General features: G+C 67.3%; 23 protein-coding genes and 1 pseudogene. 6 read left to right on the top strand and 18 right to left on the bottom strand.

The window, feature by feature from the left end:
- The 8 genes and pseudogenes from OU998_RS03500 to OU998_RS03465 all read right to left on the bottom strand — a co-directional run bounded on the left by OU998_RS03500 (nucleotide 1) and on the right by OU998_RS03465 (nucleotide 10,846).
- A complete protein-coding gene (locus tag OU998_RS03500) occupies nucleotides 1–1,500 on the bottom strand; it encodes a UxaA family hydrolase (RefSeq protein WP_267515460.1) in 1,500 nt (499 codons plus the stop codon).
- A 3-nt stretch (nucleotides 1,501–1,503) separates the two neighbouring features.
- A complete protein-coding gene (locus OU998_RS03495; protein ID WP_267515459.1) occupies nucleotides 1,504–2,976 on the bottom strand; it encodes a mannitol dehydrogenase family protein in 1,473 nt (490 codons plus the stop codon).
- The gene (locus OU998_RS03490) at nucleotides 2,973–4,253 is read right to left on the bottom strand and encodes a TRAP transporter large permease (RefSeq protein WP_267515458.1); all 1,281 of its coding nucleotides are present in this window, start codon (nucleotides 4,251–4,253) and stop codon (nucleotides 2,973–2,975) included. The genes OU998_RS03495 and OU998_RS03490 overlap by 4 nt, the downstream gene beginning before the upstream one ends.
- Nucleotides 4,244–4,741: a TRAP transporter small permease gene (locus OU998_RS03485; RefSeq protein WP_267515457.1), complete on the bottom strand. Its 498-nt coding sequence runs from the start codon at nucleotides 4,739–4,741 to the stop codon at nucleotides 4,244–4,246. The genes OU998_RS03490 and OU998_RS03485 overlap by 10 nt, the downstream gene beginning before the upstream one ends.
- A 4-nt stretch (nucleotides 4,742–4,745) precedes the next feature.
- The gene (locus OU998_RS03480) at nucleotides 4,746–5,726 is read right to left on the bottom strand and encodes a TRAP transporter substrate-binding protein (protein ID WP_420709828.1); all 981 of its coding nucleotides are present in this window, start codon (nucleotides 5,724–5,726) and stop codon (nucleotides 4,746–4,748) included.
- A pseudogene (uxaC, locus tag OU998_RS03475) lies at nucleotides 5,663–7,147 on the bottom strand (glucuronate isomerase); the annotation flags it as partial. The gene OU998_RS03480 and the pseudogene uxaC, both read right to left, overlap by 64 nt.
- A 69-nt stretch (nucleotides 7,148–7,216) precedes the next feature.
- A complete protein-coding gene (locus tag OU998_RS03470) occupies nucleotides 7,217–7,933 on the bottom strand; it encodes a LamG-like jellyroll fold domain-containing protein (RefSeq protein ID WP_267515454.1) in 717 nt (238 codons plus the stop codon).
- Between the two features lie 54 nt (nucleotides 7,934–7,987).
- Nucleotides 7,988–10,846, bottom strand: a complete 2,859-nt coding sequence (locus tag OU998_RS03465) for a TonB-dependent receptor (protein WP_267515453.1) — start codon at nucleotides 10,844–10,846, stop codon at nucleotides 7,988–7,990.
- Between the two features lie 259 nt (nucleotides 10,847–11,105).
- Here OU998_RS03465 and OU998_RS03460 point away from each other — a divergent pair, with 259 nt between their 5' ends.
- Complete coding sequence (locus OU998_RS03460) at nucleotides 11,106–12,719, top strand: carboxylesterase/lipase family protein (protein ID WP_267515452.1); 1,614 nt, start codon at nucleotides 11,106–11,108, stop codon at nucleotides 12,717–12,719.
- 13 nt (nucleotides 12,720–12,732) lie between these two features.
- Here OU998_RS03460 and OU998_RS03455 read toward each other — a convergent pair whose 3' ends face one another.
- The 3 genes from OU998_RS03455 to OU998_RS03445 all read right to left on the bottom strand — a co-directional run bounded on the left by OU998_RS03455 (nucleotide 12,733) and on the right by OU998_RS03445 (nucleotide 14,729).
- Nucleotides 12,733–13,293, bottom strand: a complete 561-nt coding sequence (locus tag OU998_RS03455; RefSeq protein ID WP_267515451.1) for an HNH endonuclease — start codon at nucleotides 13,291–13,293, stop codon at nucleotides 12,733–12,735.
- A gap of 132 nt (nucleotides 13,294–13,425) precedes the next feature.
- Complete coding sequence (locus OU998_RS03450) at nucleotides 13,426–14,076, bottom strand: trimeric intracellular cation channel family protein (RefSeq protein WP_420709792.1); 651 nt, start codon at nucleotides 14,074–14,076, stop codon at nucleotides 13,426–13,428.
- Nucleotides 14,073–14,729: a DNA-3-methyladenine glycosylase family protein gene (locus OU998_RS03445; protein ID WP_267515450.1), complete on the bottom strand. Its 657-nt coding sequence runs from the start codon at nucleotides 14,727–14,729 to the stop codon at nucleotides 14,073–14,075. The genes OU998_RS03450 and OU998_RS03445 overlap by 4 nt, the downstream gene beginning before the upstream one ends.
- Nucleotides 14,730–14,836: 107 nt before the next feature.
- On the opposite strand from OU998_RS03445, the gene OU998_RS03440 reads away from it, so the two are divergent.
- Genes OU998_RS03440 through gluQRS form a run of 3 tightly spaced genes read left to right on the top strand, consistent with a single transcriptional unit; the run spans nucleotide 14,837 to nucleotide 16,233 of the window.
- On the top strand, nucleotides 14,837–15,085 hold the full coding sequence (locus OU998_RS03440) for a type II toxin-antitoxin system ParD family antitoxin (protein WP_267515449.1): 249 nt from the start codon (nucleotides 14,837–14,839) through the stop codon (nucleotides 15,083–15,085).
- The gene (locus OU998_RS03435; RefSeq protein ID WP_267515448.1) at nucleotides 15,082–15,372 is read left to right on the top strand and encodes a type II toxin-antitoxin system RelE/ParE family toxin; all 291 of its coding nucleotides are present in this window, start codon (nucleotides 15,082–15,084) and stop codon (nucleotides 15,370–15,372) included. The genes OU998_RS03440 and OU998_RS03435 overlap by 4 nt, the downstream gene beginning before the upstream one ends.
- On the top strand, nucleotides 15,373–16,233 hold the full coding sequence (gene gluQRS, locus OU998_RS03430; RefSeq protein ID WP_267515447.1) for a tRNA glutamyl-Q(34) synthetase GluQRS: 861 nt from the start codon (nucleotides 15,373–15,375) through the stop codon (nucleotides 16,231–16,233).
- Here gluQRS and OU998_RS03425 read toward each other — a convergent pair.
- The 3 genes from OU998_RS03425 to OU998_RS03415 form a co-directional block, all read right to left on the bottom strand.
- Entirely contained in the window at nucleotides 16,217–17,026 is an 810-nt protein-coding gene (locus tag OU998_RS03425; RefSeq protein ID WP_267515446.1) for a TIGR02186 family protein, read from the bottom strand. The genes gluQRS and OU998_RS03425 overlap by 17 nt on opposite strands.
- A complete protein-coding gene (locus OU998_RS03420) occupies nucleotides 17,026–17,949 on the bottom strand; it encodes a sulfite exporter TauE/SafE family protein (protein ID WP_267515445.1) in 924 nt (307 codons plus the stop codon). The genes OU998_RS03425 and OU998_RS03420 overlap by 1 nt, the downstream gene beginning before the upstream one ends.
- A gap of 130 nt (nucleotides 17,950–18,079) precedes the next feature.
- A complete protein-coding gene (locus tag OU998_RS03415) occupies nucleotides 18,080–21,004 on the bottom strand; it encodes a hypothetical protein (protein WP_267515444.1) in 2,925 nt (974 codons plus the stop codon).
- A gap of 182 nt (nucleotides 21,005–21,186) precedes the next feature.
- Here OU998_RS03415 and OU998_RS03410 point away from each other — a divergent pair, with 182 nt between their 5' ends.
- Nucleotides 21,187–21,441, top strand: a complete 255-nt coding sequence (locus OU998_RS03410; RefSeq protein ID WP_420709790.1) for a hypothetical protein — start codon at nucleotides 21,187–21,189, stop codon at nucleotides 21,439–21,441.
- Between the two features lie 424 nt (nucleotides 21,442–21,865).
- Nucleotides 21,866–22,663, top strand: a complete 798-nt coding sequence (locus tag OU998_RS03405; RefSeq protein ID WP_267515443.1) for a hypothetical protein — start codon at nucleotides 21,866–21,868, stop codon at nucleotides 22,661–22,663.
- Here the strand turns inward: OU998_RS03405 and OU998_RS03400 are convergent, their stop codons facing one another.
- The 4 genes from OU998_RS03400 to OU998_RS03385 all read right to left on the bottom strand — a co-directional run bounded on the left by OU998_RS03400 (nucleotide 22,664) and on the right by OU998_RS03385 (nucleotide 26,917).
- Nucleotides 22,664–23,482, bottom strand: a complete 819-nt coding sequence (locus tag OU998_RS03400) for an EF-hand domain-containing protein (RefSeq protein WP_267515442.1) — start codon at nucleotides 23,480–23,482, stop codon at nucleotides 22,664–22,666. It abuts the gene before it with no gap.
- 92 nt (nucleotides 23,483–23,574) lie between these two features.
- Nucleotides 23,575–24,489, bottom strand: a complete 915-nt coding sequence (gene argF / locus OU998_RS03395) for an ornithine carbamoyltransferase (RefSeq protein ID WP_267515441.1) — start codon at nucleotides 24,487–24,489, stop codon at nucleotides 23,575–23,577.
- Nucleotides 24,490–24,670: 181 nt separating this feature from the next.
- Nucleotides 24,671–25,888 (bottom strand): aspartate aminotransferase family protein, encoded by a 1,218-nt coding sequence (locus OU998_RS03390; RefSeq protein ID WP_267516695.1) that lies wholly within the window; start codon nucleotides 25,886–25,888, stop codon nucleotides 24,671–24,673.
- A gap of 99 nt (nucleotides 25,889–25,987) precedes the next feature.
- Nucleotides 25,988–26,917 (bottom strand): M28 family metallopeptidase, encoded by a 930-nt coding sequence (locus OU998_RS03385; RefSeq protein WP_267515440.1) that lies wholly within the window; start codon nucleotides 26,915–26,917, stop codon nucleotides 25,988–25,990.
- Nucleotides 26,918–26,927 lie beyond the last annotated feature (10 nt).

The raw sequence follows: 26,927 nt of genomic DNA, 5'->3' as shown, positions 1-26,927 counted from the left end.
CTAGAGATAGGCCCCCACCTGCCAGGGCACGAACTCATTGTCGCCGATGCCCAGGGCTTCAGACTTGGACGGTTCGCCCGAAGCCACGTCCAGCATCTTCTGGAAGATGGCCGCGCCGACCTCGGCCAGGCTGGTCCCGGTCAGGACGGGCGAGGCGTCGATGTCCATATCCTCGTCCATCCAGTTGGCCAATTTGGCGTTGGAGGCGACCTTGATCGAAGGCGCGGGCTTGGCGCCGAAGACGGAGCCCCGGCCCGTGGTGAAGACGATCAGATTGGCGCCCGAGGCGATCTGGCCCGTGGCCGAGCAGGGGTCATAGCCGGGGCTGTCCATGAAGCTGAGCCCCTTGGCCTGCAGCGGCTGCGCATAGCCGATCACATCGTTCAGGGGGGTGGACCCCGACTTGGCCACCGCGCCCAACGACTTCTCCAGGATCGTCGTCAGACCGCCCTTCAGATTGCCCGGCGAGGGGTTATTGTTCAGCTCCATCTGATGCCGCTCGGCATAGTCGCGCCACCAGTCCAGACGCGCGTTCAGCCTGTCCGCCACCTCCTGAGACGCCGCGCGCCGCAGCAGCAAATGTTCCGCGCCCCAGATCTCGGGCGTCTCGGACAGCATGGCCGAACCGCCGTGGGCGACCAGTAGATCCACCGCAGCGCCCAAGGCCGGATTGGCCGTGACGCCGGACCAGCCGTCCGAGCCGCCGCACTGCAACCCGACGGTCAGGTGCGACGCGGACACGGGCCGGCGTTCGATCTTGGCCGCCTCGACGACCAGATCGCGGACGATCGCGACCCCGGCCTCGATGGCGCGAGCGGTGCCGCCGGCCTCCTGGATGGTCAGAGCGCGCAGATGCGGGCCCGCCTCCAGACCTTGGCTGGTCAGCCAGGCGGGGATCTGATTGGCCTCGCACCCCAGGCCGACGATGAGGATGGAGTGGAAGTTCGGATGACGGGCGTAGCCGGCCAGGGTCCGCTGCAACAGGGTCACGTCGCTGCTGAGCGAAGAACCGCCACAGCCGCCCTGGTGCGTAAAGGCGACGACGCCGTCCACGCCTTGGGGCAGACTTGAATCCGGGAAGGCGTCGGCGATACGGCGCGCGACCGTCGCCGAACAGTTCACGCTGGTCAGGACGCCCACGTAGTTGCGGGTGCCGACCCGACCATCCGGGCGGACAATGCCGTTGAAGCTTGCGCCCGACAACGGCGTGGGTGGACGCAGGTCAGCACCGACCTCCGCCTCTCGCCCATCGTCAGCCATGGCCAGGTTGTGGACGTGGACGTGATCTCCGGCCGCGATAGCCGCCTTGGCGCGACCGATGACCTGGCCATAGCGGCGGACCAGACTGCCCGCCTCCACCGCATGCCGGGCGATCTTGTGCCCCGTGGCGATATCGGCCCGCGCGGGGGCGTCCAGGCCGTCGGGCGTATCGCCGGTCGCGATGTCATCCAGGGCGATGGCGACGTCGTCGACGGGGTTGAGGATCAGGACGCGGGACATGATTTACTCCACCGCCAAACGCGCGGCTTCGACCGCGCCGTTGCGGCTGAGCGACAGATAGGCGTCTGTGACCGCCACCGCGAACCGGTTGTCGTCCGCCAAGCGGGTCGGAAAGACTTCAGACAAACCCAGCAGGGCCAGGACACGGCTCGGGTCGTCATCGACGCCCTCCAGCCGCTCAGCGGTCTTGGCCGCCAGCGGATCATCGACGATGAAGACCTCGCCGCCTTCGGTCACACCGGACTGCCATTTCATCCAGGCGGCGACGCCCAGAGCCAGCGCCTTGATCCCCTGCCCGGCCGCCAGACGTTCGGCGGCGCCGGCCAGCAGCCGCTGAGGCAGTTTCTGCGACCCGTCCATGGCGATCTGGCGCGTACGGTGCATCAGGGCCGCGTTGGAGAAACGCGCCATAAGCGCATCGCGATAGGTCGGGATATCCAGGCCCTGCGGCGGGTTCAGCGTGGTCTGCGCCTCGTCCCACAGAGCCTCGACATAGGCGCGGAAGGCCGGGACGGCGACGGCCTCGTGGACATGCTCATAGCCCGACAGGGCGCCCAGATAGGCGATCGCCGAATGAGCGCCGTTGAGCAGGCGCAGCTTGGCGTTTTCCCACGGCTCGACCGCGTCGGTCAGTTGCACGCCGAGCGAGGGGAAGTCCGGCCGTTCGCCCGCGAACCAGTCCTCGATCACCCACTGGGTGAAGGGCTCGGCCTTGACCATCCCCTGGTCGATGACGTCGAGGCGGACGGCCAGGCCGGCGATGTCGTCGGCCGTGGTCGCAGGGACGATCCGGTCAATCATGGTCTGAGGGAAGGCGCCCTCGACCTCGATCCAATGGGCCAGCGACGGGTCGATCCGGCGAGCCATGGCGATGACCCCGGCGCGGATGCGTTTTCCATTGTGGGGAAGATTGTCGCAACTGATGACGGTGAAGGGCTTCAGGCCCGCTGCCTTTCGCGCCCGCAGCGCCGCGACGATGAAGCCGGGCGCCGTTCGGGGGGCGTCGATATCCGCAAGGTCAGCGGCCACATCCGCGTCGTCGAACCGCAAATCGCCCGTCGCCGGATCGAGTCGATAGCCCTTCTCGGTCACGGTCAGGGTGACGATATGGACGTCCGGGCGGGCCATGGCCGCGACCAGGGCTGCGGGATCTTCCGGCCCGACCAGAACGCCGCGACCGGCCCCGATCACCCGCAGATGCTCCTCCGCCCCGTCACGGACCACCAGGGTGTAGAGGCCGTCCTGCGGGTTCAGCTGATCACGCACGCCGGACGACCGCAGCGAGGCGCCCAGCACGCCCCAGCGCAGGTCGCCGGCCGCGAGAGCGTCGTCGAACACCACCGCCTGATGCGCCCGGTGAAAGGCGCCGACGCCCAGATGGACCACCCCGATCCCGACCGCCGCGCGGTCATAGGCCGGGCGCGCGACGATCGACGGCAGGGCGCCGAGGCGGGCCTCAGACAGTCTTTCGATCATCGCAGCAGGTTTGGCAAAGCCATGGAGAAGGCGGGTACATAGGTGATCAGCATCAGGGAGAAGATCAGGGCCAGATAGAAGGGCCACATGGTCTTGACCGTATCCTCGACCCGGATCTTACCGACGGCGCAGCCGACGAAGAGCACTGAACCGACGGGCGGAGTGACCAGGCCGATGCCCAGGTTCAGCATCAGCACGACGCCGAACTGCACCGGATCCATGCCTGCCTCCATCGCCACAGGCAGGAAGATGGGCGAAGTGATCACGATCAGCGGCGCCATGTCCATAAAGGTGCCGAGCAGGAGCAGGATGATGTTGATCATCAGCAGGATGATGATGGGATTGTCCGAGACCATCCGCATCAGGCCCGCCAACTGCTCAGGGGCTTCGTTCAGGGCCAGCAGCCAGCCGAAGGCCGCCGCCGAGCCGATGATCAACATGACCATGGCCGTGGTCTTCACCGCATTCACGGCGGCGGTGATGAAGCCTCGGAAGGACAGGGTGCGATAGACCATGAAGCCGACCACAAGGGTGTAGATCACCGCCACGGCCGAGCTTTCCGTCGGGGTGAAGACCCCGCCCAGGATGCCGCCGAAGATGATCACGGCGGTGAGCAGGCCGGGAATGGCGTCGATGAAGGCGCGGACGAAGGCGCTCCAGCCGGGAAACTCGCCGCGAGGATAGCCGCGCTTCACCGCCACCAGCCAGGCGACAACCATCAGGATCAGGCCGGTGACGAGACCGGGCGCAAGCCCCGCCATGAACAGGTCCGCCACCGAGATGGAGACCCCTGCGGCCGCCGCATAGATGATCATATTGTGCGACGGCGGGATCAGCAGGCCGGTGATCGCCGCCGTGGTGGTGACGTTGACCGAGTAGTCGGCGTCGTAGCCGCGCTGCTTCATCATGGGGATCAGGGTCGAGCCCAGGGCGGAGGCGCTGGCGATCGCCGAACCGGACACGCCGCCGAACATCATTGAGGCGCCCACATTGACCGGTCCCAGTCCGCCCCGAATACGTCCGACCGCCGCGTTCGCCACCCGCACCAGCCGGTCCGCGATGCCTGCCTGCTGCATTAGGTCGCCGGCGAAGATGAAGAAGGGAATGGCCATCAGGGCGAAGACGTTCACCCCGGCCGCTATGCGCTGGAAGGCCACCAGGGGCGCGATGTCCATATAGATGAAGGTCGCCAGGGAGGCGACGCCCAGGGCGAAGGCCACCGGCACGCCCAACAGGAGCAGCACCAGCAAGGTTCCGAGGAGAAGCGTCAGCTCCATAGCGGTTCAACCTTTCCGCCGCGGGACTCGGCGATCAGATGTTCGATTGAGAAAAAGACAATGAGCCAGCCCGCGATCGGCAGGGGCAGGTAGCTAAATCCGCGAGAAATCCCCAGGGTCGCGATCTCGATGTGCCAGGTGCGCATCACCAGTTCGCCGCCCCAAACCCCCATGGCGGCGCCGAAGCCACCCACGATCAACAGGGACAGGGCGCGCGTGAGCTTGGCGAGGCCTGGCGGCAGGGCGTCGGTCACTGCTGTCATGCCGATATGGAACTGCTCACGCACCCCCACGGCGGCGGCGAGCAGAATGAACCAGACCATCAGGGCCAGGGATGCGGCCTCGGCCCAGGCCGGCGAGTCCTTCAACACATAGCGGGCGAAGACCTGCCAGCCGATGACGGCCGTCATGACCACCAGGCCGGCGGCGGCGAACGCCAGCGTCAGGCGGCTGATCCAGCGGGAAAGGACGGAGAGTATGGACAGCATCAGCCTACTCCATGGCCTGGATGTCGCGGACCAGCCGCTTTTGCAGGTCTGTGACGACGAACCGCTCCCACACGGGGGCCATCAGGGCGCGGAACGGTTCGACGTCCACGTCCTCGATCAACTGGCAGCCGGCGGCGATCACCTTGGCGCGGGACGTCGCCTCGCGGGCGTCCCAGAGGCCGCGCATATAGGGCACGCTCTCATCGGCGCAGGTCCTGACCAGATCCCGGTCGGCCGGCGTCAGCCGATCCCATGTGCGCTGGGACATCACCAAGACCTCGGGCGCCATGACGTGGCCGGTGGCGGTGAAATAGCGCGCCACCTCGTGGTGCCGCGTGTCGTCGTAGGACGGCATATTGTTCTCGGCGCCGTCCACCACGCCTTGCACCAGGGCCTGATAGACCTCGCCGAAGGGAATGGGCGTGGGATTGGCGCCCAGGGCCCGCACCATGGCGACGTAGAGGTCCGAGGGCTGCACCCGAATCTTCATCCCGGCCAGATCCTTGGGCGTCCGAACAGGGCGGAGCCGGTTGTAGAAGGACCGCTGGCCGGAATCGTAGAAGCACAGACCGATCAGACCGTGGGGCCGAAGGGTCTGAAGGATGGCGCGGCCCGGCGCACCGTCCAAGGACCGGCGCATGTGGTCGGTGGACCGGAACAGGAAGGGCAGAGCCGGAACGAAGGTCGTGGGCTCGATCACGTTGAGCGGCGCCAGATTGACCCGGTTCAGATCCAGGCCTCCGAACATGGTGATCTCAAGGGTGTCGCCCTCCCCGCCCAGCTGACCGCCGGGGTAGTTGCGCAGGCGCAAGCGTCCGTCGGTGCGTTTGGACAGAAGTTCGCCGAAATAATCGACGGCCTGGACGGTGGGATAGCCGGCGGCGTGGGTGTCCGCGCCGCGCAGGGGACGTTCCCCGATCGCTTGGCTGCAGGCCGCAGCACCCAGCAGCAGGGGCGCGGCCAGGGCGGCGCGTCGTGTCGGGATCGGTGTCATAGCTTGTACGCCTGCTTCACAAGAGCATAGGTCAAGGCGCGGGCGACCTCGTGCGCCTCGTCTTCCTCTATTCGGTGCTCGACGACGAGCCGGGCCAGGAAGCCGCAATCCATCCGCCGGGCCACGTCGTGACGGGCCGGGATCGACAGGAAGGCGCGGGTGTCGTCGTTGAAGCCGACGGTGTTGTAAAATCCGGCCGTCTCGGTGACCTGTTCGCGGAAGCGCCGCATCCCCTCAGGACTGTCGTGGAACCACCAGCTCGGCCCCAGCTTCAGCGCGGGATAGTGGCCGGCCAGGGGCGCCAGTTCGCGGCTGTAGGCGGTCTCGTCCAGGGTGAAGAGGATCAGCGACAGGCGGGTGTCCGACCCGAACCGGTCCAGCAGCGGCTTCAGCGCCCGGACGTAATCGGTCCGGGTCGGGATGTCGCAACCCTTGTCGCGTCCGAAACGGTTGAAGACGGTGGCCGAGTGATTGCGGAAGCTGCCGGGGTGAAGCTGCATCACCAGACCGTCCTCGATCGACATGGCGGCCATCTCGGTCAGCATCTGTCCGCGGAACAGTTCGGCGTCGGCGGCCGAGGCCGGGGCGGTCGAGACGCGCTTGAACAGGGCCTCGACCTCGGTCCTCGACAGGTCGGCCGTAAACGCGGTCGGGTGGCCGTGGTCGGTCGAGGTGGCGCCCATCGCGATGAAGAAGGCGCGGCGGTCGCGCAGCGCCTGGAGATAGCCGTCCCACGACAGGGTATCGCGCCCAGTCTGTTCGGCCAGGACCTTCAGATTGTCGCGGAAGCCCTCGTAATCCGGATCCAGCACGGGGTCGGGGCGATAGGCGGTCAGCACCCGCCCCTTCCAGCCCGACGCCTTGATGGTCTTGTGGTGATCCAGCGTATCGAGCGGACTCTCGGTCGTGGTCAGGACCTCGATATTATAGCGATCAAACAGGGCGCGAGGCCGAAAGGCGTCAGTCTTCAGCGCGGCGTCGATGACGTCGTAATAATGGTCCGCCGTCTCGGCCGACAGGCGCACGTCTATGCCGAAAGCCTCAGCATAGACCCAGTCATGCCACATCCGCGACGGCGTGCCTTGGAACAGGTGATAGTTCTCGGCGAACCGGCGCCAGATCGCACGCGGATCGGACTCGACCGGGCCACCATCGGCGCGGGGCACGCCCAGGTCTTCCATCGCCATCCCCTGCGAGTGCAGCATGCGAAAGACGTAGTGGTCGGGGGTGATCAACAGTTCGGCCGGATTGGCGAAGGGCTCGTTCAAGGCGAACCAGCTCGGGTCCGTATGGCCGTGCGGACTGATGATCGGCAGGCCCCTGATCTCGGCATACAGACGCCGCGCCATCGTGCGGGTGTCGGCGTCGGCCGGGAACAGGCGGTCCGGGTTGAGACGAAGAGGATGCGGCATAAGGGAACCCTTCGAAACCGAGCGACCTATGGGAAGATTGGCCGCCGGTTACCAATACAGGCGAGGCGATTAGGTCGGAGGTCTCGCGCTCGGCAGCACGAAGGCGGCGGGCGGCCGCGCTCGCCGGTCAAACGCGGCGGCGCGGACAGAGCCCCGAAAGGGACTGACCCGGTTGTAGCGACAGCCGACAGAACAGCGCCCCTCGCCCTGGGGCTTGAAGGCCAGAGGCGACTGATCCTGCAAAACCCCGTCGATGAAACTGCTGTAGAGGCCGTCGCCGAAGGTCTGGGCCACATGGAACCAACGCCCGACCGGGAACCGCTTGGCCTCGGTGATCAGGGTGTGGTTATAGCCAGGCCCCTTGGCGAAGGCGTCCAGCCACCATTCGCCGTCACGGGTCCGGATCTCGAACAAAATTCGGGTGTCGGTCGGCGTTCCATCGGGCCCGATCTCCTGAAGATGGAACCACCGCTGTTCGAACGCGCCGCCCTCGGGCCGAAACAGGGCCTCGAAGGTGAACTCCGCCGCGCCCGCGAGGGGATGAGCGTCCAGGAACAAGGCGTCATCCTGACCGTCGAAGCGGACCCCGTTTCCCCAAGGCGTTTCCACCAGGGCCGGCGCGCCCTCGACATGCACGGCAAACCCGTCGATCTGGCGCAGATTGTCGAAGGTCCAGACCCGCGCCCCCTCTCGGGCGCCGTTTTGCGAGACGGCGGCGCCCCCCATCGTCGTGCATCCACCAGCCACAAGGCCCAGGCCGACGGCGGCGGCGCGCCTTGTGATCATCTCGTCTCTCCCAGGCAGGGGAAGGAGGGCGCCGAATGAGCGGCGCCCTCGCAATCAGAACCGGTAGCGCGCGCCCACGTAGAGCTGACGGCCGGTGTGGTGATAGACAAAGGTGCTGTCACGGGACTCGCCGAGATCGCCATGGTTCTGGCGGTTTTCTTCGTCCGTCAGGTTCAGACCTTCCACCGAAATACTCAGATTTTCAGTGAGGTTATAGGAGGCCGAGGCGTCGATCGTCGTCGTTTCCGACTTGCCCTGGAAGGGGATCAGGCCGGCGCCGCCGTTCGAGCCGGGGACGTTCTGATAATAGCCGTCGCGATAGGCGGCCGAGATCCGAGCGTTCAACTTGCCATCGTCGTAATAGAGGGTCGCGTTCCAGGCCTCAGGCGACAGGTTCACCAAATCCTCGGTCACGATGACGGCGCAGCTCGGCGTGGTGCAGTAGTCGATCTCCGACTCGACATGGGTGTAGTTCAGCAGCGTGCCTAGGTTCGAGAACGGACCGGGCAGGAAGCTGAAGGTCTGCTGATAGCTGATCTCGAAGCCCTTCAGCGGCCCGCCCTCGGTATTTGTGGGCGTGCTGAAGACATAGGTCGAGGTCGCCGGCCGCGCGGTCGTCGCGGGGAAGGCGATGGGGTTCAGCGCCGTCAGATCGGCATAGGTCAGAGTCTGCTGCGCCGTCTGCACGAAGGTCGAGATGTCCTTGTAGAAATAGGCGAAGGACAGCAGGGCCTCGGGCGCGAAATAATATTCGACCGACAGGTCATAGGTTTTGGCGCGGTAGGGCTCCAGTTCGACATTGCCCAGCGAAGCCGTATTGCTGGCGGCGCCCACGGCGCTCAGCGTGAAGACCGGAACCAACTGGGTCACGGGCGGCCGCGACATCACCTTGGCCGCACCGAAGCGAACGATCAGATCGTCCATCGGCTCGATGGCGATGTTCAGGGCCGGCAGGGTGTCTTCATATTCGTTCTCGCCCGTCACCGGGGTCGCCACGCCGCCGACGTTCGAATAGCCCAAGGCCTCGACCTCGGTCTTGACCTGACGAACGCCCACGTTGCCGCGGAACGGCACCCCCATGATCTCGGTGTCCCAGTCGGCCTGCACGAATGCGCCGGTGTCCTTTTCCGTCACGTCGCGCCAGTTGCCGTAGGTCGAGGTGTTGCCGTCCAGACCGATCAGTCGGAAGTCGCCGCCCGCAACCCCGGTGTTGCAGTTGCACTGGTAATTCCACGCCTCTTGGAGCGCGCCCAGATCCGGGCGAATCCATGAGGTGGCTGAACCGGCGGGCAGGTCCAGATTATTGCCGAACCCCTCCAGCAGATTCGTCACATCGGCCATCGATACGCCCGCCGGCAAGGCCGGGGCCCCGTTGGCCAGGCGCGCGAAGGCGCGGCTGCTCGACTCATACTCCTTGCGGCTGACGCCGGCCTTCAGCGTCAGGCTATCGCTCAGTTCGAACTCCAGGCTGGCTTCGCCGGTCGTATAGACGTTCTCCTGGAAGTTCGAACTGGAGCGCAGCTCCGAACGAGGCTGGGCGCCGGTCGGACCGACGATCGACCACTGGGCCGGGTCGGTGACGTCGAAGCCCCAGTTGATCGCCGGGAGATTGCGGTTCTCGCGGAAATCGTAGGAATAGCCGTCGACGTTCTGGCGGTCGATGATGGCGCTCACCTGCACCGGATTGCCGAAACTCGACTCGGCGCGACCGACCAGACCGCTGAAGCGCATACGGTCCGAAAACTCATGCTCGACCGCGAAGGTCATCTGCTTGAACTCGGTCTCCAGCACGTCGAACCGCGACTCGCTGCGGATGTCCATGTCATCGAGACGGGCGTAGATCATTTCGCCCGTATCCGGATCGATCTCGAAATCGACGATATCGACCTGAGGCTTGCCGCCCTGGTCGGCGCCGCGGCTGAGCGACCAGGCCTGGAGGAAGTTCTCGGTGCGCGTCGAGTCGAGCTTCGAATACAGCATGTCCATGGTGAACAGGGTCGGCCCGTTCCCCGGCCGCGCCTGCAAGGACAGGGTCGCGCCCAGGCGTTCCTGGCTGTGCTCCAGGCTGCCGTAGCGTGGGATGCGAGGGTGGTAGGTGGTCGTCGGGCTGGTCAGAACGCTGCCGTTCTGGAAGCCGCCGTCGGCGCTGGCGGGGCCCCAGCGCACGGAGCTGAAACCTTCTTCAAGGCTGTCACGCTCGCTGTAGGCGATGGAGAACAAGGCCCCGAGTTGGTCGTCGGCCCAGGTGTTGGAGACCAGGGCGGCGAAGCGCGGGCTCCAGTCCTCGGACAGGTCATTATAGCCGTACTGGCCCGAGATCGCGCCCTGGAAGCCCATCTTGTCGAACGGACGGCTGGTTCTCAGGTCCACGGTGGCGCCCAGAGACCCCTCCTCGACCTCAGCCGAAGACGTCTTGCGCACAGTGATGTTGTTGAACAGCTCGGAGGCGAAGACATTGAAGTCAAAGCCCCGGCCCCGGTTCACGCCGCCCGAGGAGTCTGTCGCGCCGGTCGAGGCCTGAGCTTCGATGCCGTTGATGCGGGTGCGGGTAAACTCCGAGCTCAACCCGCGCACCGTCAGGCTGCGCCCTTCGCCTGCGTCCCGGTCGATGGAGACGCCTGGAATACGCTGGATCGACTCAGCCAGGTTGGTGTCGGGGAAGTCGGCGATATCTTCCGCGGAAATCGCATCGACGACGCCCGCCTCGCGGCGCTTGATGTTCAGAGCGTTCTGCAGGCTGGCGCGGAAGCCGGTGACGACGATCTCGCCCACTTCCGTGGCGTCGTCGGCTGCGGGCGAGGCCGGTTGAGCGGTCTGCGCGGCGGCGTCATGCGCCATGACAGCCAGGGTCAGCGCCCCCAGCGAAGCGGTGGTCGTCAGTGCGCGACGCACGAATTTGTGGCGTTGGTTCATTTTCAAATCTCCTCCCAGGTCTGGCGCTCGGGGATCGTTCCGCCCCCGTTTCGCCGCCCGCTGCTGGCGGGCGACACCGGTGTCAGTTTCTGGTTTGCCAGATTGCTGCCACCGGTGTCATAGAAGTTGTACGCACACTTGCCGCCCCATGGCAAGAAGGAGGCGGACAGTCTCGCGTTGGACATCTTCGGCGGGTCGACCGAAACGAAAGCCCATGACGGAACGGCGCGACAGACGCCGACCAAGGACAGGAAGCGAAATGACCCAAGCCCACGACGTCCACACCGGAACCCGCCCCACGCCCATCAGCCGCCGCACGGCCCTGGCGACAGGTCTGGCGACGGGTCTGGCGGCGGCCGCCCTGCCCGGCTCCGTTCTTGGCGCATCCAGAGCGGGCGATCCCCGCGTCCAGACGAAGGCCGGGCCGGTCGTCGGGGTTCGCCAGCAGGCGATCAGCGTCTTCAAAGGCCTGAGATACGGCGCGCCCACGAAACGGTTTCAACCGCCTGTGCCGCCGACGCCCTGGCGCGATCCGGCGCCTGCCGCCACATTCGGCGCCGCCAGTCCCCAGCGCGGCAGCGAGCCGAACCAGGGCGAGGACTGTCTGTTCCTGAACGTCTGGACCCCGGCGACCGACGCCGGGCGACGTCCAGTCATGGTCTATATCCACGGCGGCGCCTATGCGACCGGCTCTGGCAGTCACCCGCTCTACGACGGATCTCGCCTGTCAGAGCACGGCGATGTGGTGGTGGTGACGCTGAACCATCGGCTGAACGTCTTCGGCTACGCCTATCTGGCGCGATTGGCGCCGGGGTTCGAGGATTCGGGGAATGTCGGCCAACTGGACCTGATCCTCGCCCTGCGCTGGATCAGGAACAATATCGCAGCCTTCGGCGGCGACCCCGACCGAGTTATGCTGTTCGGCCAGTCCGGCGGCGGGGCCAAGATCGCCACCCTGATGGCGACGCCCGCCGCTCAGGGCCTGTTCCACCGCGCCGCGACCATGAGCGGCCAGCAGGTCACCGCCTCCGGCCCCATCAACGCCACGACCCGCGCCACGACCTGGCTGAAGGCGCTGGGCCTGACGCCGGATCGCGCGGCGGAAGCCGCGACCCTGCCGGTCGAACGACTGCTGGAGGCCCAGACCACCGAAGACCCGATCCTGGGCTTCGGCGGTCTCTATTTCGGCCCGGTGCTCGATTTCCGCACCCTGCCCCGTCACCCCTTCTATCCCGACGCTGCGCCTCAAGGCCGGTTGATCCCCATGATCATCGGCAATACCCGCGAAGAGACCCTGGGCTTCATGGGCGACGATCCCAAGAACATCGGCCTGACCTGGGACACCTTGGCCACGCGGCTGACGCCCGGCGTCATGCGGATCGACATCACGCCTGAGGCGGTGATCGCCGGCTATCGCGCCATGCAGCCCGACTGGTCTCCGGACCAGGTGCTGATCGCCGCCACCACAGCCGGACGCTCCTGGCGCGGCGCGGTGATCGAGGCGGAAGAACGGGCTCGCGCCGGCGCCCCCGCCTGGGTCTACCAACTGGACTATCCGGGCACGATGCCGTCAGGCCGCAAGGGCGCCTTCCATACGGCCGACATCCCCCTGGTGTTCGACAATGTGACCTCGCCTGAGTCTCGCGTGAACGGCCCCGGCGCACAGACCGTGTCTGACGCGATGCGCCAGGCCTTCGTCGCCCTGGCGCGGGATGGCGATCCGAACCACGCCGGACTTCCGCACTGGGACCGATACGAGCTGCCGCGCCGCCAGACGATGCTGTTCGACGTGACCCCGCAGATGGCCGACGATCCGCGCGGCGACGAGCGTCAGTTCTTTTCGGCCATCCCCTATATCCAGCCCGGAACCTGAGCCGCCGACAAACCTAGGGTTCGAGCTCGATGTCCCAGTAGAGGTAGTCGAGCCAGCTCTGGTGCAGATAGTGGGGCGGGAAGCGCCGGCCGGCGTCCTGAAGCTGCCAGGCGTTGGGGCGATAAGGCTCGCGGCGGATCGGCATCAGGGCCTGACGCGGCGTGCGCCCGCCCTTGGCCAGGTTGCAGGGGCCGCAGGCGGCGACGATGTTCTCCCAGGTCGTTCGGCCGCCGTGCGAGCGCGGGATGACATGGTCGAAGGTCAGCTCGGTGGATTCCCCGCAGTACTGGCAGGCGAAGCCGTCGCGCAGGAAGACGTTGAAACGGGTAAAGGCCGGGCTTCGATCCTGATCGACATAGTTCTTCAGCGCGATGACGCTGGGCAGTTGCATCTCCATCGACGGAGACCGGACCACCTTGTCATACAGCGACACCACGTCCACCCGGTCCTGATAGACCGCCTTGACCGCCTCTTCCCACGGCCAGAGCGACAGCGGGTAGTAGGACAGCGGCCGGAAGTCCGCGTTCAGAACCAGGGCGGGAAAGCCCGACGGCGGTCGGTGGAGGACCTGCATCAGGTCCTCCCGTTCGCGGCGGGGGGTATGGAAGCTACAGGATTGAAGACGCGTCTCCTTCCCTAAGTCCGAGGCGTCCAGCCTACGCCCGATTCGAAGACGCCGCCATGACGAACAGGCGACGAAACGGGCTCAATTTCGTTCCGGGAAGCCCGGCAGGGTCCAGCCCCAGCGTAGAGCCCCGGCGCGCAGCATGAAGCCGGCGAGGGCGGCGACGATGGCGGCGGGCCAGATCGGCGCCTCGGGGATGCGCAGGATGATATAGAGGGTCGCCGCCAGTATGGCTGCGGTCACATTGATCTCGCGCCGCAGCAGGATCGACGGTTGGCCCGCCAGGATGTCGCGCACCACCCCGCCGAAACAGGCCGTCAGGGTGCCCATGACGATACAGATCAGCGGGTGAGCGCCGGCGGCCTCGGCCTTGGCCGCCCCCATGACGCCGTAAGCACCCAGGCCGACGGCGTCGAGCCACAGGAGGGCGCGGAACCGCCAGTCGCGCTGACCGATCAGCCAGATAGCCACCGCCGCCAGCAGACAGACGGCCATATAGCGCCAGTCCTGCACCCAGAAGACCGGCAGGCCGAGCAGCAGGTCGCGCAGGGTGCCGCCCCCGACCCCCGTAATCGCGGCGAAGAAGGCGAAGGTGATGACGTCGTGCTTCTCGCGCGCGGCGGCCAGGGCGCCGGTGGCCGCGAACACCGCCACCCCGGCGAAGTCCAGGGCGGCGAGCACCGTGCGGGGGTCGCGCAGGGGCTCGGTCAGGGCAGGGTCGATCGGCGTCACGGGGTCAGGGCCTCCAGCACGATCTCACCGCGCTTGACGCCCCCATACCATCCCCACAGCAGATGCGCGGCCACCCCGCGATGCGGCCGCCAGATCTCGGCGCGGACATAGGCCTGTTTCTCGTTCGGACGCTGATCGGCGCGGTCGGCCCAACGTATCGCCTCCTGCAAGGCCACGTCGCCGCCCGGAAAGACGTTCAGCCGCCCCTCGCAGAACATCAGATAGGTCTCGGCCGTCCATTTGCCGACGCCCTTGATGGCGGTCAGGGCGGCGATGGCGTCGTCGTCCGACAGGCTCTGCATATGGTCCAGATCGACGCGGCCCTCGGCCTGGGCCAGGGCGATCTCGCGGCCGTATTTGGCCTTCTGTCCCGACAGACCAAAGGCGCGCAAGGTGTCTATGTCATGGGCCAGAACCGCCTCGGGCGTCACCGTTCCGCCCAGCCCCTGGACGGTACGCGCCCAGATCGAGGCGGCGGCGGCGACCGAAACCTGCTGTTCCACGATCATGCGGAACAGGCCTTCGTAGCCGCCGGGCCGCAGACGCCATTCGAACGCCGGCGTCTGGGCATGAGCGCGCGCCAAGGCGGGGTCGGCGTCGGCCAGGGCCTGGCGCGCGGCGGCGATGTCCTGGGCTGTGGGCGCGACGAGCATTGCACCTGTATGACGCGGGTTCGCCGGTTGGGAAATGCGAGCTTGGCGTAAAACGGCTGTCAAAGCGGTTCGCCAATAACTATTATTGGATCAAAGGAGCACGCGCCATGACCATGACCGTCGAACTGGGAGCCTTGGAACAGGTGGTGGACAACCTGGTCAAGCAAGGCCGCTACGGCTCCAAGAGCGAGGTGCTGCGCACCGGCGTGCGGCTGGTCCAGGAGCATGAGGCCCGTTTGGCGGCCTTGCTGGGCAAGCTCCAGGAAGGCATCGACGACGCTGACGCCGGTCGGGTTCACACGATCGACGAGGTACGGGCGCAAATGAAAGCGCGCTGGGCAAACGACGGCCAATGAGGCTGGTCATCACGCGGGCCGCAGCCCGCGACCTTGCTGAGATCGAAGCCTTCATCGCCCGTGATAGCGCGAGGGCTGCTCGGCGTTTCGTACTGAAACTGCTCGACGCCTGCGAAGGCCTGGTTGATCAACCACGCGCCTATCCGGAGGCTGGCGTTCAGAACCTGCGAAAACGCCCGCTAGACGATTATCTGATCTTCTATCGCATATCTGAGGCGGTGGAGGTCGTCCGTATTCTTCACGCCGCGCGCGACTGGGCTCGCCTGCTGGATCCCGCGACCGACTAGATGTTCACCACCCGTTTCGCCCCCTCCCCCACCGGCCGCCTACACAAGGGCCATGCCTTTTCGGCCCTGACCGCATGGTCGGCGGCGAAGGCGACGGGCGGGCAGTTCGTGCTGAGGATCGAGGACATCGATCCAACGCGCTGCCGGCCGGAACATGAGGCCGCCATCCTGGAAGACCTCGCCTGGCTGGGGCTGGACTGGGAGACGCCGGTTCGGCGCCAGTCGGATCATCTGGCGGACTATGCTGCGGTGATCGAAGCCCTGAGGGCGCGTGACCTGCTCTATCGATGTTTCCGTACCCGGAAAGAGATCCTCGACCACATCGGCAATGCGCCGCATGGGGCGAGCGAGGCGGTGCGGCCGGGGCCGCATCCGGCAGACGAGGAAGCCCGACTTCTGGAAGGGGGACAGCCCTTCGCCTGGCGACTGTCGCTGGATCGAGCGCGTGACGCCCTGGGCGAGGCGGCCTGGACCGGGCTTCATTTCATCGAACTGGGCGCGGGCCCGAATGGCGAGACCGGCGTCCTACCCGTGCGACCCGACGCGGCGGGAGACGTGGTGCTGGCGCGCAAGGATACGGGCGTCGCCTATCATCTGGCCGTGACCCATGACGACGCCCTGCAAGGCGTCGACCACGTTATCCGCGGCGAGGACCTGTTCGAGGCGACCCATGTGCAAAGCCTGCTTCAGGCGTTGATGGGTTGGCCAGCGCCCGTCTATCGCCACCACCGGCTGCTGACCGGACCGGACGGGCGGCGCTACGCCAAGCGGGACCGATCGGCGACCCTGGCGGAACTCCGCACGGGCGGACTGACGGCCGAGGCCTTACGCGCCGAACTGGGCTTCAGTCGCGCCGGCTGAACAGACGCGAGGCGCCGTAGCCGGTCAGGGCCGCCAGCACGACGCACAACAGGCCGTACAGCCAGGGGCGGCGATGGGCGAACTCATAGATGTCGCGCTCCAGACCGACCTTCTCGACCGTCAGGGTCATGTTCGACACCGACCGGGGCTCGCCGTCCTGAAACAGCCAGACCTCGGCATAGTATTTGCCGGTCGGGGCGACGGTCGGCAGTTTGACCTCGGCCCGGAACAGGCCGCGATCCACGAACTCGACCCCGTCGGGATCGGTGTCATAGAGGGCCGCCGCCTCTTTCAGCCGGATCACGGCGCGGCGCCAATCCAGATAGTCGTCGCCCAGACGGCTGACGACCACGTCGCGCACCCCGTAGCGGGTCACGGTCCCGGCCTCTTCCGGGGCGTCGATGCGCAGATGATCCACGCCGACGCCGAGGCGACGCAGCTGGCCGAAGTCCGCGATGTCCGACAGGGGGCGGGTCGAGGCGGTCATGTAGAAGCCCGGCGCGCCCTCGAACAGGACGGGACGGCTGTTCAGCCAGACGCCCATGTTGCGGGTCTTCTTGACCAGACGAACGGGGGCGTCGGGGCCCCGAACCACGACGACGACGTCCGCCGGCTGGTCCGACGGATTGAACACCGCGCCGTACAGGACGATGGAAGCGCCCGTGAAACTGGAATCGACCCGCACCTGGGCATTGGTCAGGGCGGCGGCGACGCGCAGCTCGCCGGTCGTGGCCTCGGACCGATCCGGAGCGGGCGCCTCTATCGCGGGCGGAGGAGGTGGAAGCGCCAGCATCAGTCCGAGATCCCCGGCGCCAGCAGGAAGATGTCGCTTGGCCGGACGAACAGGTCCAGCCCCATCTGGATGCCGACCAGCAGCACGATCAGCCCCAGGGCGGCGCGCAACTCCTCCGCCCGGAATCGGCCGGCGAAGCGCGCCCCGATCTGGGCCCCGACCACCCCGCCCAACAGCAGAATGGTGGACAGCAGGATATCGACCGTCTGGTTGCGCCCGGCCTGGAGAATAGTGGTGATGGCCGTAGTGATGATGATCTGGAACAGGCTGGTGCCCACCACCGCCCCGGCTCGCATCCGCAGCACATAGAGCATGGCCGGCACCAGGATGAAGCCGCCGCCGACGCCCATGATGGCCGACAGGACCCCGGCGAAGACGCCGAGGCCGAACGGCGGCAGGGCGCTGATATAGAGGCCGGACTTGGGGAACTTCATCTTCAGCGGCAGGCCGTACAGCCACAGGGGCCGGCGCCGGTCCTTGTGCGGCGCGGCCACCCCGCGCCGGCGACGCAGGATCTCGGTCAGGCTCTCGTGCAGCATCAGGGAGCCGATGACGCCGAGGAAGATCAGATAGGACAGGGCCACGACCAGATCGGCCTGGCCCAGCAGCCGCAGATAGCGGAACAGCTCGACACCCGCGAGCGCCCCCAGGGCGCCGCCGGCGGCCATGACCCCGCCCATCTTGAAATCGACCGCGCCCTGGCCCGCGTAGCGAATGACGCCCGAGGTCGAGGAGGCGACCACGTGGCTGGCCTGGCTGGCGACGGCGACGGTGGGGGGGATGCCCAAAAAGACCAGGATCGGCGCCATCAGGAAGCCGCCGCCGATGCCGAACAGGCCCGAGACGAACCCGACCACCGCCCCCAGAATCACCAGGGTCGGCCAGTTCACCGAAACCTCGGCGATCGGCAGATAGATGTCCAAAGGACGCGCCTTCGGCTGGAGCGGAACGGGAGACGCCGAAAGGCGACAGCTGATCTTTAGCGACGCGGGCGCCGCCCCGCCACCCGTACGCGCAAAGGTTTAAGATCTAACCCTGCGACTAACCCTGAGCCTAACCTTGGCCCTGGCTCTGTTGGCGCACGAAGGCGTCGGCGGCGGTGCGGGCGGCGCGCTGGGCGGTCGCGGAGGCGGCGGGACGCAGGCGATTGACGGCCGTCTGGGCCTCGCTATCGCCGTTGCGGGCCGCGATCATGTACCACTTCAGGGCCTCGGTCGGGTTCTTGGCCACCCCGTCCGCGCCGGTCTCGTAGATACGGGCGACGTTGTACTGGCTGTCGGTCAGGCCGCGCTCGGCCGCGCGGAGCAGCCAGATCAGCCCCTCGGCCTGGTTGGCCACGCCGCCGTCGCCTTCGTACAGTTGCATCCCGTACAGGTGCATGCCGCCCGGATCGCCGGCCTCGGCCGCGCGACGGCCCCACTGGCGGCTTTCGGCGGGATTGGCGGACACGCCGTTTCCGCCGGTCAGATACAGCTGGCCCAGATAGGTCTGGGCGGGGGCGTAGCCGAGGTTGGCGGCGCGCTTCAGCTCGTCGACGCCTTCCATGTCGCCGCCTTCGATCCGACCCACGGCGCGCTCGAACTCGGCGGCGCCGGCGTCAGAGGTCGGGACCGCATCGGTCGGGATGACGGCCATGGCGATCGGCGTGTCCGACGTCATGGCTGGCGCTACGGCCGCCTTAGTCAATCCGGGCAGCTGAATATCGGGCAGCCCCGAACCGTCCGCGATGGTCAGGAAGGCGTAGCCGCCGCCGGTCAGGGCCACGGCCGTCACCGAGGCCAGGAAGGCCTTCTTGACCGTGGATCCGTCCCGGGCGGCCTGTTTGTCCAGCCGCTCCTGCAGCTTAGACTTGCCGCCGCGCTTGGGCGCCAGGCCGAAGCCCTGGCGGGGCGGGGCCTCGGCCGGCAGGGCCGGCGTGATCATGGCCGCGCGGGCGGCGTCGATCGTGCTGCGGGTGGAGGCGGCGCGACCGGCGGCGGCGGCGGCGCCCATGCTGGCCCGGATCCGGCGTGGATCGACAAACTCGGTCTCGCCGCGGAAGTCGTCGTCGCCGTCCGATAGGGCAGCGGGCGGGGCGGCGGGTGCGTGGGACACCGGCGCAGACGCTGCGGGCGAAGCGGCGAAGCCGCCTGCCGTCGCGTCCAGGGCGTCATCGACGTCGGCGCCGCCGAAGCCGGCGAAGGGCTGGATGACGGGCTCGGGCTCAGGCGCGGGTTCGGGCGCGGCCGCAAACGTCGAAGGCTCGGGTTGGACTTCCGGCGCCGGCTCCGGCTGGGCGGATTCGAACGCGACGGCGGCCGAGGGGCCCGCCGGGAAGGCCGTGGCTGGGAAGGGCGTGGCCATGGCCGCTTCGGGCGAGACGGGATCGACGGACCAGTCGTCGTCCGCGTCGAACGAGTCCTCGGGGAAGACCGTCGAGCGCCAGTCGCCCTCGACCGGGGCGGAGACCGAGGCCGTCATGGCGCGTTCGGCGACGGCGCGCCGCGTCGGTTCGGCCGGTTCGCTGTCGGGAATGTCCAGCGAGGCGTCGTCGCGGGATGCGGTCTGGCGTCGCGCATCCATGGTGTCGCGCGCCTCGGCCACCAGTCGGGCCGTGCGTTCCTCACTGAGGCGCATCCGCTCGGCCAGTTCGCCGGAGGCGCGGTCGTAGCGCTGCTCGATCTTTTCCGAGCTTTCCGACAGGCGGCGCGCGATGTCGTCCAGCGCCTGCTGCGAGCGGCGCTCGGACTGGGAGATGCGGTCGCTGAGCTGGTCCGAGATACGGGTGATCTCGCCGCCCAGCTTCTCGAGCGCCAGGGCGTGGCGGTCGTCGCTGGCGGTCAGGCGCTGGTCGACGCGGTCGACGTGGCGGGCGAACTCCTGGTCCACGCGTTCAGCGTGGCGCGACACATCGGCCTCGACCTTGCGGCTGACCAGATCGGTGACGCTACGGGTGATGGCCTCGGCGCGGCCGACGGCCTCGCGTTCGACGGTCTGCACCCGGGCGTTCAGGTTCTGGGCGATCTTCAGGACCTCGCGGCCCATGGCCTCCAGCCCCTGGGCGCCCTTGATCTCGGACGCGTTCAACTGATCGCCGACGCTGCGGACCGTCTGTTCGATCCGGTCGATGCGCGCGCCGGTCTCGGCGGCGTCGAGACGTTGCATCATCTCGGCGCGGTTGGTCTCGATCTGGCGAGAGAGAGTCTCAGCCAGTTTCTCGAAGCGGGCGGAGTCGCGCACGCCCTCGGGTTCGACGCGCCCCTCGGCGGCGCGGAGACGCTGGTCCAGTTCGGCGAACGAACGCTCGAGCGTCTTCAGGGCGTCGGTGGTGCGGCTCTGGGCCTGGTCGAGACGGGCGCCGACCTGGGCCAGCAGGTCCGTGCCGACGCCGGGTCCGGCGGCCTTCTCGACCGCCTCCATCCGCTGGCGCAGCTCGGACACCCCGGAGCGCTGGCGCTCCTCGATATCGTACAGACGGCCGGCCAGGGAGCCGAGGCTCTGTTCGACCTTGCCGAAGCCCTCCTGGACCTGAGGCCCCGTGTCGCGTTCGAAGGTGCGCAGGCGGCGGTGGCCCTCGCGCAGTTCTTCGGAGATCTCGTCGATCCGGCGGGCCTGGCCCTTGGTCTGGGCGTCCTGGCCGTCGAGCCGGCGCACCAGGCCGGACACGGCCTGATCCACGCCCTGGATGGCGACGGTCGAGCGACGCTCGGCGGCTTCCAGACGGGCGGCGATGGCGTCGATGGAGGCGCTGATCCGCTGCCAGCTCTCGTCGCCGGCGTCATAGGCGTCGTCGAGACGGCGGCTGCGGCCGCGGCGTTCGAAGGTTTCGGAGGCGGCCGGACGACGCGGCAGGGTGGCGTACCCCTCGTCCTCGTCCTCCATGATCATGGAGTTGAGCCATTCGCCCAGGGTCATGCCCGAGCGGCGCGCAAGATCCTTGGCGACCTCGCGGGCCTTCGGATCAATACCCTTTACGCTCCAAGGCGCCGCTGCGCTCACTGATTCGGCTCCCGACCCATGGGAAGCAGGCTATAACGCCAATATCGAGGGTGTAAACGCATGGTTAACCGCTAGATGTTGCGGCGACTCCTCAGCCTGTGGACATCTTGCCCCGCTGGGGATTTCTGGGCGCGGCGTGGTTAATGCGCGCTTAAGATTAACGGCTCGGTAAGGGGTTCGGCTTGCGTCCAACCGTCGGCTGGGCCACCTGCGGCGCCATGAGCCTGATCCACACTCTGATCCTGCTGGGCGCCGCCCTGGCCGTCATGGTCTTCGCCGGCTGGCGCGGGGCGCGGCCGCCCGATCCGTTCAAGGGGCCGCGCATGATGCCGTGGCGGTTCATCATGCTGGGCGCCGCCGCCCTGGCCATGCTGCTGCTGATCCATATGGCCACCCTGTTCGGCGCGGAACGGCCGCCCTGGGTGTCCGCCCCCTGAGGGCGAGGAGCGCCGCCGCCCGTCAGACACCAAACGAGAAGACGGCGCCCAAAACAGGGTGACATGTGCCAGGCGCCATTTGCGCAAGCCGATGTTTCCAGGCGCCTTTTTTCACGTCGCAAGTGGCACGGCGCCATCGGAGCGCGGGTTCAGACGCAGTCGAACTCCGAAAGAATAGTCCAGGGGGCGATGGCGATGTCAAAGACCAGGCCAGGATCATAACCCGGCCTCCAGCCACGCCGTGTTGATCGCGGTTTTTATTTTCAGGCCTCTGAAAAGACGGACCTTAGCTTTCAGAATTGGGATGGCTGACGGCGGTTCGCTCCCCTATCGGGGCCGCCCGCCGACCACTTATCCGGGCTGAGACACAATTCCGCCCCTCTGGTTGCTTCAGCTACAATCCAGGACATTGAGGGGGCATCCAATGCTGGGTTTTCTGACCGCCGCCGCCATCGCGGCCTGTTCTCCGCCCGCAGGGACTTCGGCCCTGCTGGATCGGCCGGAGCGGGTGATCATGATCGGGGAGCTTCACGGCACGACCGAAGCCCCACAGGCGGTCAGCGAGATCGCTTGCGCCGCCAGTGAACAGGGGCCGGTCGTCGTGGCCCTGGAGTTGGAAGACACGCTTCAGCCGACACTGGACGCCTTCCTCGCCGCGCCAGACGAGGCCGGCGCCCTGGCGACGCTGGACGGATCGACCCTGCTTAACCGCGCGGTGCAGGACGGACGAACCAGCCAGGCCTTGCTGGATCTACTGATGCGGGTGCGCGAGTTGAAACTATCCGGCCGCGATATCAGCCTGCACCTGTTCCAGCCCAGCAGCCTGTCGCGGGGCGAAGGCCTGGATCAGGCTTGGTACGAGTTGAACATGGGCTATCTGCTCAGCCAGGCGCGACAAGGCCGTCCCGACGCGCGGGTCATTGGCCTGGCCGGCAATATCCACGCCCGCAAGACCGCCCTCGAGGACTATCCCGACTTGGGCGTCCCAGCGGCGGGGCACCTGCCGGCGCGCGAAACCCTGAGCCTGAAGATCGCGCAACAGGGCGGGTTCGCCTGGAACTGCTCGCAGGACGCCTGCGGGGTAAATCCGTCGATGGCCAGTTACGACGCCGAGGCGCGCGGAATCATCCTCGGCCCGCTCGACGACGGCGGCTATGACGGGGTGCTGGCCCTTGGTCCGTGGACAGCGTCACCGCCCATGAAAGCCAAGACCGGTCGCTGATCAGGCGACCGTCTCGCGACTGGCGGCCGCCGGCGTCCAGCTGTTCAGCGCCTGCTGAAACAGTCGGGCGGCCAGGGCGTCGCTCATCGGGGCGGCGGCGATGCGGGCCGCCTCAGCGGTTCTCAAATCCCCGATCTCCCGGCTGAGGAAGGTGACGCTGCCATTGGGGCCGGAAGCCCTCTCAGCCCAATCCGCCGTGATCTGTTCGCGAGACGTCTGGACGGGCGCCGTTTCCGGGCTCGGGGCGCCGGTTTCCTCGCGGCTGCTGTCCAGCATCCGCTCTAGCTCTGCCTTAAGCTCAGGAGGAACCTCGGAAATCTGCGACGGATCGATCAGGAGGTGACGGGCGACGACGTAGTCATCGACCGACAGCGGCTGATCTGTATCCACGCCGCGTCGGGTCATCAGGACGCGGTCGGTCGCATAGCCGGCGTCATAGGCGGCCGCCCGGCGCAGATCCGCCGAAGCTTCACGTTCCGACTTCGACACCATACCGTCGCCATCCGTGTCCGTTTCGGCAAACCAGTCGGCAAGATATTCCTGATCGGAAATGGATTCCGACCCCGACTGGGCCTGGATCAGGGCGTTCAGGGTGTCGGCGCCGAATGTGTCGGCGGGGGTCATCTCGGCGCGGGTGACGCGACCGTCCGCATCGGCGTCGAAGGTTTCGAAAGCCTTTGAAACCTTGGCGTTTCCAGCATCGACGGCGCTGATTTCGTCGAGGGTCAGGGCGTCGTCGCCGTCGATGTTCAGGCGGTCGAACAGCTTCTGATAGAGCTGCTGCGTGAGGGTGGAACCCGCAGCGGAAATCGTGGTCATGGCCTCAGCCTCCCCAGGGCGCGACAAGCGTGACCGGAAGGAAGCAAGAGCCAGACCGCTCACGGAGCGGCCTGGCGATCGTCAGATCGGCGTCAGCCCGCGAAACACCAGGCCAGGACCGCCTTCTGGGCGTGGATGCGGTTTTCGGCCTCGTCCCAGACCAGGGAACGGGGGCCGTCGATCACGGCGTCGGTGACTTCTTCGCCCCGGTGGGCCGGCAGGCAGTGCAGGAAGACCGCGTCCGGGTCGGCGAGGTCCATCAGGGCCTCGTCCACCCCATAGGCCTCGAACGCCGCCAGGCGCGCCTCATAGTCCTGGTCGCCCATGGAGACCCAGGTGTCGGTGACGACGACATCGGCGCCCTTGACCGCCTCGCGCGGGTCGCTGGTCAGGGTGACGGCGTTTCCGCCCTTGGCTAGGTCGCGCAGGTCGGGGTGGTACTCGGCCGGGCAGGCGACGTTCAGGTGGAAGCCGAACTTGGGCGCCGCATGCATGAAGCTGTGGCAGACATTATTGCCGTCGCCGATCCAGGCGATGGTCTTGCCCGAGACCGGGCCGGAATGTTCCTCGATCGTTTGCAGGTCGGCCAGGATCTGGCACGGATGCGACCGGTCGGTCAGGCCGTTGATCACCGGCACGGTCGAGACGCGGGCGAAGCGTTCGACGTCCTCGTGGCTGTTGGCGCGGATCATGACGGCGTCGACCATGCGCGACAGGACGCGGGCCGTGTCCTCGACCGGCTCGCCCCGGCCCAACTGCATGTCCGAGGCTGTGGCGATGATCGAGGCGCCGCCCAGCTGGCGGATGGCCGCGTCGAAGCTGAACCGGGTGCGGGTCGAGTTCTTCTCGAAGATCATGGCCAGGACGCGGTCACGGCCGGGCGCATCGGCGTCGGGACGCCCCTGGGGCCAGCCCTTGCGGGCGGCCTTTCGGGCGTGGGCGTCGTCCAGGATGGCGCGCAGGTCGGCGGCGTCCAGCTGATGGATGTCGAGGAAGTGGCGGGTCATTGCATCCTCCTGCCTCTCCCATCGGGAGTGGGCTTGAGCGCCTGAGCGCCGTAGGCGATCAGACTTGCGCGAAAGGGTGAGGGATGGGTTTCAGCCGGTGAGGTCGGGCCCTCACCCTTTCGCCTTAGCGCATCGCTGCGCTCTGCGAGGCTCAAGCCCTCTCCCGACGGGAGAGGCACGCTCACGCCGCCCACTTCTCGCGGGCGGCCTCGCAGGCGGCTTCGAACCGGGTGACCAGTTCGCGGGCTTCTTCCAGCGTCAGGTTCAGCGGCGGCAGCAGGCGCACGCAGTTGTCGCCGCCCCCGGCGATCAGCAGCTGTTGCGTGTCGCGCGCCAGGGCCATGAACTCGCGATTGTTCGGAACCAGCTTGACCCCGATCAGCAGCCCCTTGCCGCGCACATCGACGATGACGTCCGGGAAGCGGGACTGAAGCCCGGCCAGCTGCTGCTTCAGATAGCCGGCGATCTCGTTGACGTTGGCCAGCAGCTCGGGCGTGTTGATCAGCGACAGGGCCTTGAGACCCACGGCCATGGCCAGGGGGTTGCCGCCGAAGGTCGAGCCGTGGGCGCCGACCGTCATGCCCGAGGCCGCGCGGGCCGTGGCCAGACAGGCGCCGATGGGGAAGCCGCCGCCCAGGGCCTTGGCCACCGCCATGATGTCGGGCGACATGTCAGCCCATTCGTGGGCCCACAGCTTGCCGCTCCGGCCCATGCCGCACTGGACCTCGTCGAAGATGATCAGCACGCCGTTCTCGTCGGCCATCTCGCGCATCCAGCGCAGTTCTTCGACCGAGGTCTCGCGGCAGCCGCCCTCGCCCTGAACGGGCTCCAGGATGACCGCGGCCGTGGTCGGGTTGCGGAAGGCGGCCTCAAGCGCGGCCTTGTCGCCCCACTTCAGCTGGTGGAAGCCCTGCATCGGCGGGCCGAAACCCTCGGTGTAGCTGGGGTTGGCGGCGGCGTTGATGGCGCCATAGGTGCGGCCGTGGAACGAGCCGTCGAAGCCGTAGATGTCGATCCGCTCAGGCGCGCCGTTGGCGGCGTGGTACTTGCGCGCCGTCTTCAAGGCGCACTCGACGGCTTCCGTGCCCGAGTTGGTGAAGAAGACCACGTCGGCGAAGCTCGACTCGCACAGGGCGTCGGCCAGGGCTTCCTGTCCCGGGATGCGGAAGATGTTGGACACGTGCCAAAGCTTCTCGGCCTGGTCCTTGACCGCCTGAACCAGTTCGGGGTGGGCGTGGCCCAGGCCGTTGGTCGAGATGCCGGCGACGCAATCGAGATATTCGGTCCCGTCGGTCGACCACAGTCGGGCGCCTCGGCCGCGTTCCACTTCCAGCGGCGCGCGATTGTAGACACCCATCAGATGGTTCGTGGACACGGGACTAAGACCTCCAAAAGCGATACGGCCCCGACGCGAGGCGCGACGGAGCCGGTTTCATAGGGACAGGCGTTGTCGGACGGGCGACGGTGTTAGTCAACACCGGCGCCATGGGCTTTCCGACTATTGCGGGGCCCGGTCCAGCCGCAGGGTCAGGTCGGCGATGAAGCGGCCGAAACGGGCCACGTCGTCGCCGTTCAGATAGGACAGCTTGTCTTCCGTCGAATGGATGCGCTGGAAGACCGGCGGGACGAAGCCTTCCTTCAGGCCATTGTCCTCGCCGCCGTTGAAGGCCAGCCACATCTGGTGCGCGCCGACGGCGTCCTGGGTTCCCAGCGAGACCACCGGGACGCCGGCGGCGGAGAAGACGCGGTCATCGCTGGGCGGATAGACGGGGAAGGCGAGGCAGTCGACGCCCTGTTCGGCGCACTGGCTGCGCAGGGCGGTCAGGACAAAGCCGGACTGGGCGCCATTGTTCTCGCCATACATGACGGTGCGGCCATAGGCGGCGACGTCGGCGTTGATCACGGCCTGGATGCGGGTCTTGTCATGGGCGTCCAGCCAGGCCTTGGCGCCGATCAGGCCCAGTTCCTCCTGGTCGGTCAGGACGAAGATCAGCCGGTGGCCGGTGGTCTGGCCCTTCAGCGCCTTCATCGCCTCGATCATGGCCAGGACCGAGCCGACGTTGTCGACGATCCCTTGCGACATCGACCCGTCGCGCAGCTTCACCGCGTCATAATGGGCGGTCAGGACGATGTCCTTGGGGCCGTCGCCCAGGGTGACGACGACGTTCGACCCGGCCATGGGGCCGGTGCGGGTGTTGCCGCCCTCGAAGGTCTGGACAGCAGGATCCAAGCCGTGAACCCGAAGCAGGCGCACAAGAGCGTCGCGGCGTTCCTCGTTGGTCTTTCCCGCAAAGACGGAGGCGGCGTTCTGGATCAGTTGCCCCTCGCTGGGGCCGGGGATGGCGACAACGGGAAGGGCGCCGTCCTGCGCCCCAACCGGCGCGGCAGTGAAAAGCGCCGCAGCGGCGACGAGCGAACGGAACAGCATGGCGAAATCC

Origin of the sequence: Brevundimonas sp. SL130, assembly GCF_026625805.1 — a bacterium.
GTDB lineage: Bacteria > Pseudomonadota > Alphaproteobacteria > Caulobacterales > Caulobacteraceae > Brevundimonas.
Note: the sequence above shows the minus strand (reverse complement) of the source record. Positions and strands in the feature narration are given on the sequence as shown.

What these genes read in the sequence shown, in the direction of transcription:
- OU998_RS03500 (WP_267515460.1), bottom strand. Translation starts at nt 1,500, where the DNA reads ATGTCCCGCGTCCTGATCCTCAACCCCGTCGACGACGTCGCCATCGCC.
- OU998_RS03495 (WP_267515459.1), bottom strand. Translation starts at nt 2,976, where the DNA reads ATGATCGAAAGACTGTCTGAGGCCCGCCTCGGCGCCCTGCCGTCGATC.
- OU998_RS03490 (WP_267515458.1), bottom strand. Translation starts at nt 4,253, where the DNA reads ATGGAGCTGACGCTTCTCCTCGGAACCTTGCTGGTGCTGCTCCTGTTG.
- OU998_RS03485 (WP_267515457.1), bottom strand. Translation starts at nt 4,741, where the DNA reads ATGCTGTCCATACTCTCCGTCCTTTCCCGCTGGATCAGCCGCCTGACG.
- OU998_RS03470 (WP_267515454.1), bottom strand. Translation starts at nt 7,933, where the DNA reads ATGATCACAAGGCGCGCCGCCGCCGTCGGCCTGGGCCTTGTGGCTGGT.
- OU998_RS03465 (WP_267515453.1), bottom strand. Translation starts at nt 10,846, where the DNA reads ATGAACCAACGCCACAAATTCGTGCGTCGCGCACTGACGACCACCGCT.
- OU998_RS03460 (WP_267515452.1), top strand. Translation starts at nt 11,106, where the DNA reads ATGACCCAAGCCCACGACGTCCACACCGGAACCCGCCCCACGCCCATC.
- OU998_RS03455 (WP_267515451.1), bottom strand. Translation starts at nt 13,293, where the DNA reads ATGCAGGTCCTCCACCGACCGCCGTCGGGCTTTCCCGCCCTGGTTCTG.
- OU998_RS03445 (WP_267515450.1), bottom strand. Translation starts at nt 14,729, where the DNA reads ATGCTCGTCGCGCCCACAGCCCAGGACATCGCCGCCGCGCGCCAGGCC.
- OU998_RS03440 (WP_267515449.1), top strand. Translation starts at nt 14,837, where the DNA reads ATGACCATGACCGTCGAACTGGGAGCCTTGGAACAGGTGGTGGACAAC.
- OU998_RS03435 (WP_267515448.1), top strand. Translation starts at nt 15,082, where the DNA reads ATGAGGCTGGTCATCACGCGGGCCGCAGCCCGCGACCTTGCTGAGATC.
- gluQRS (WP_267515447.1), top strand. Translation starts at nt 15,373, where the DNA reads ATGTTCACCACCCGTTTCGCCCCCTCCCCCACCGGCCGCCTACACAAG.
- OU998_RS03425 (WP_267515446.1), bottom strand. Translation starts at nt 17,026, where the DNA reads ATGCTGGCGCTTCCACCTCCTCCGCCCGCGATAGAGGCGCCCGCTCCG.
- OU998_RS03405 (WP_267515443.1), top strand. Translation starts at nt 21,866, where the DNA reads ATGCTGGGTTTTCTGACCGCCGCCGCCATCGCGGCCTGTTCTCCGCCC.
- OU998_RS03400 (WP_267515442.1), bottom strand. Translation starts at nt 23,482, where the DNA reads ATGACCACGATTTCCGCTGCGGGTTCCACCCTCACGCAGCAGCTCTAT.
- argF (WP_267515441.1), bottom strand. Translation starts at nt 24,489, where the DNA reads ATGACCCGCCACTTCCTCGACATCCATCAGCTGGACGCCGCCGACCTG.
- OU998_RS03385 (WP_267515440.1), bottom strand. Translation starts at nt 26,917, where the DNA reads ATGCTGTTCCGTTCGCTCGTCGCCGCTGCGGCGCTTTTCACTGCCGCG.